This is a genomic window from Paenibacillus etheri (genome assembly GCF_001012825.1).
GTDB lineage: Bacteria > Bacillota > Bacilli > Paenibacillales > Paenibacillaceae > Paenibacillus_AQ > Paenibacillus_AQ etheri.
Genome location: NZ_LCZJ02000084.1, coordinates 1 through 3538, shown reverse-complemented (window position 1 = coordinate 3538; position 3538 = coordinate 1). Strand labels below are relative to the sequence as shown.

Sequence of the window (3538 nt, the reverse complement as noted above, 5' to 3'; positions counted from 1 at the left end):
TGTCCGGTCCATTTGCCCGAGCTTGCTTCCGCAAGGTTGAGACCAGCATGACGCAGCAAAGCGTTGCCATGAACAAAGCCGCTTAAATCCCCAGCCTCGCTAGTGAGATTGCATTAATCCCTTTTACAGCAAGCATCGACTTAGCAAAAGGTATACGGTCTAAAACTGCTATAATCTCTGCCTCCACGACTCGCAGTTGCTCACAAGCGAGATCATATTCTGCAAGAAGCTGCATTAAATGGAGCTTGTACGCATGCGTTGCCTGCTTAGAGCCAACAGAATGGCTAGCAAGAGCGATTAGGGCTTGAGCCTTCATGTCCCCAGGTTGCCGTTGCATAATGGATTTCCAGCCCCTTACCACGTCTTGAGGCGTTAACTTACTCAGTTCATCAGGCGTCGTGAAAAGACGTAGTGTCGCCAATGAGCCTTTGCACATCAGATTCTTAAATACTTGTCTCAGCTCGGGGAACACGACATCAACCCAACGATGAATCTGGTTCTTTGCACTGACGAGTCTCGTTACGACGGAGTCTCGGTTGGAGAGAAAGACACGAAGCTCTTCAAAGGCTTCAGGTGTGTTGCGAATGAATGAGTAATAGCCGTTCTTCACCATGTCTGCGATGACGAGAGCATCCTTTTTGTCGCTCTTCGATGGCGTATTGTCGCGGTTTTCCTTGTTCTTTTTCACGAGATGAGGATTAACAAGAACAACTTCAAACTGCTTCTCAGATAGCCATTTGGAGACGCTTATCCAGTAATGCCCCGTTGGTTCCATACCGATGATTGCAGAGTCTAGGTTATGGGTTGATTGCAACGATTGGATCCAGCGAAGAAGGATCTGAAACCCTTCTTCGTCATTTGAGAAAGATAGTGGATTGCCAACGACGATCCCGCGGAAATTCACCGCACGAGCGACGTGAGTTAGCTGTGCGATGTCGATTCCGACGACGAGATGCTGAGGGGTAATTTTTTCAATGAGTTGATTTTGTTTGTCCTGGGCTTTAAACTTCATAGTAGAGCGTCCTCCTGGATGATGGGATTTTAAGGGCTATGACCCGTTGCGTACTCCCATCGTACCGAGGCGCTTTTCTTTTTGCAAAGCTCGTAATTAACGCTCTACAGGAATGCTAACGTGTCCCGTTAGTTGAGTTAACTACTGGGGTTTTATAAGAGAAAGTATATCCTTCGGGTGCTCAAATTTATATTTAGCTGGAATACTATCAGGGTTCTTACATCCCCAAAGTGCTAGTCCAAAATCTATACCAGCGTCTCTTGCACATTCATAGTCATAGATAGTGTCACCAATATAGATGGATGACTCCGCAATTGCCTCTGAGATCTGAAGGAATTTTTGCAGCGGATCTGGATGAGGTTTATGAAGCTCCGTGTCATCTGCACATACGATATAATTCAAATCGTCAGCTAGCCCAAACGGGACAAAGTCATTTTGATATTCTTGATAAGTCTTTGAAGTTACCACTCCTGTTGTAACTGAATGCTCCTTTAGGGTGGAAAGTAACTGCTGGATACCGTCAAACACATGAATGGTCTTTTTAAAATCCGCCATGTAATTATTCCAAAGTTGATTTCCAAGCTCAATGTCAGTTATCCCGAGTCGAGGCAAAGATACAGCTCCTGGGATCCCCAGCACGAACTTTAGATCTTGTTGGGGTACACTCAAATTAAAGTGAACTTTCAACATTTTTTGCAAAGAACCCATGACGGCTTCTTCGGTATCAATCAACGTTCCGTCAACATCAAAAATAAAGATTTCGTACATAAACATCTTCTCCTTTAGGTAGCATTGGTCTCACTAAGGGTATGTTAAAGTATGAAATCCATTTCAAGTCAACCCTTTAAGTGGATTGACGCACTATAACTCGATATGGAATCTCTATCTTATCCGTTGACTTGTGTATGGCAAGATTAAAAGCGTGTTCACCGACCTGAACCAATCGATGATCTACAGTTGTTAGACCTAGACCGATACCAACAGGCTGATTTTCTTGGCCAATTATCGCAAGATCATCAGGCACGAGTAACTGTGCGCCCCTGGTGTATTGATAAATCCCCGCCGCAACCTCATCCCCGTTTGCATATACAGCGGTTGGCCGAAGATGTGTGGTTAGCAATTGTTGAGCTGCACGAACACCATCATCAATATTATAACAATTACTGACGTGGTACTCGGGTAGCAAATCTCCAAAAACATGCTGATACGCTTTTATCGTCAGTTTTGTACTATTGCTTTCTTCACCTCTCGCCGTTGTAAAAGCGGCGCGGATATGACCTTTATCCTTTAAAAGCGTGAATGCCTCTACGAAGGATGCGTATCGATTCATGTAAGCACAGCCTATTTCAGGGTGTTCAGTATACTCACAAGAAACGATCGTTCCATATTTAGTGAAGGGGGTAAGCAACTCCCAAGGGTTCGAGCGGGAGGTAATAATTACTGCATCGAGTTGCTTACTTTTGAGCATATTTAAGTAGTTAAGTTCTGTTTCTGGGTTGTATTTCGTAGGAAGAACCATCACGGTGTATCCAAGCTCGACCGATCGATTAAGTACGCCATGAAGCATTTGATCAAAAGCCTGATTATTATTGTAGGGCATGATTACACCGATGTTTCTTGTTTCCTTACGAATTAAATCGACAGCAAGACGGTTAGGCGTATAATCCATTTCATCAATCACAGACTGTACGGCCGCCCTTTTGGACTCGGATACATACGGATTATTGTTTAGCACCCTTGATACAGTCGATACAGAAACTCCTGCCCGCTTTGCAATATCATTAATATTAGCCAAGTTGTATCATCCATCCTCTCTTTGACACACAAATCATACCATATATTAGAATTAACCTGCCCGTTCGTATTATAGGTTCAACCAGATCTTTCTGGTTGAACCTTTTTTCATTTGCTTAGAGGATTAAGGTAGCCGAGTCGAACGCACCTGCCCGTGGGACTTGATCCCGAGCGCTATAATGTTCACCCCTACTTGTCATGACCATGATTGAGGCTGGTTGGGACTTAAGATCCCGTATAACAAGCGATGCTATGGAGCGACAAGAATAAATCATTAGGGCTCTCGGTAAATCTACAAAAAGGGAGAGATTGAATGCATCCAGTTATCGGTTTAGATATATCTAAAGAAGAAAGCCATGGACAAGCCTTTATAGAGCGTGGAAAACCATACAGAGGAACTTTCAAATTCGAGCATACTCAAGAAGGACTTAAGAAACTGCTTCAAGTTGTTCAGGACCTAGAACATTCGTCTAGACAACGTCCCATGCTTATTTTAGAAGCTACTGGGCATTACCAAAGCCCCGTTGTTCAGTTTCTGGAGGAGCATCACTATCTTTACATTGTCATTAATCCGCTAATCTCAAATCGGCTTAGGAAGTCCAACCTTCGCAAAGTAAAGACGGATGCTGCTGATGCTTACCTATTGGGTGAGTTGTACTACAGGGAAGAGTTTGAACCCTTTAAGAAAAGAGGTGTGCAACTCCTCAACTTGCGCTATCTTACAAGGCAATA

General features: G+C 43.8%; 3 protein-coding genes and 1 pseudogene. 1 reads left to right on the top strand and 3 read right to left on the bottom strand.

The features are described 5' to 3' along the window. From UQ64_RS28945 to UQ64_RS28935, 3 genes and pseudogenes are all read right to left on the bottom strand, one after another. Positions 1 to 1012, bottom strand: a pseudogene (locus tag UQ64_RS28945) (IS110 family RNA-guided transposase); the annotation flags it as partial. A 141-nt stretch (positions 1013 to 1153) separates the two neighbouring features. After that, positions 1154 to 1780 (bottom strand): HAD family hydrolase, encoded by a 627-nt coding sequence (locus UQ64_RS28940; RefSeq protein WP_060626898.1) that lies wholly within the window; start codon positions 1778 to 1780, stop codon positions 1154 to 1156. Positions 1781 to 1856: 76 nt separating this feature from the next. Further along, entirely contained in the window at positions 1857 to 2807 is a 951-nt protein-coding gene (locus UQ64_RS28935) for a LacI family DNA-binding transcriptional regulator (protein ID WP_060626897.1), read from the bottom strand. Positions 2808 to 3119: 312 nt separating this feature from the next. Here UQ64_RS28935 and UQ64_RS28930 point away from each other — a divergent pair. Then, the coding region (locus UQ64_RS28930) for an IS110 family transposase (RefSeq protein ID WP_156417718.1) at positions 3120 to 3538 on the top strand (419 nt) is incomplete at its 3' end.

What these genes read in the sequence shown, in the direction of transcription:
- UQ64_RS28940 (WP_060626898.1), bottom strand. Translation starts at nt 1,780, where the DNA reads ATGTACGAAATCTTTATTTTTGATGTTGACGGAACGTTGATTGATACC.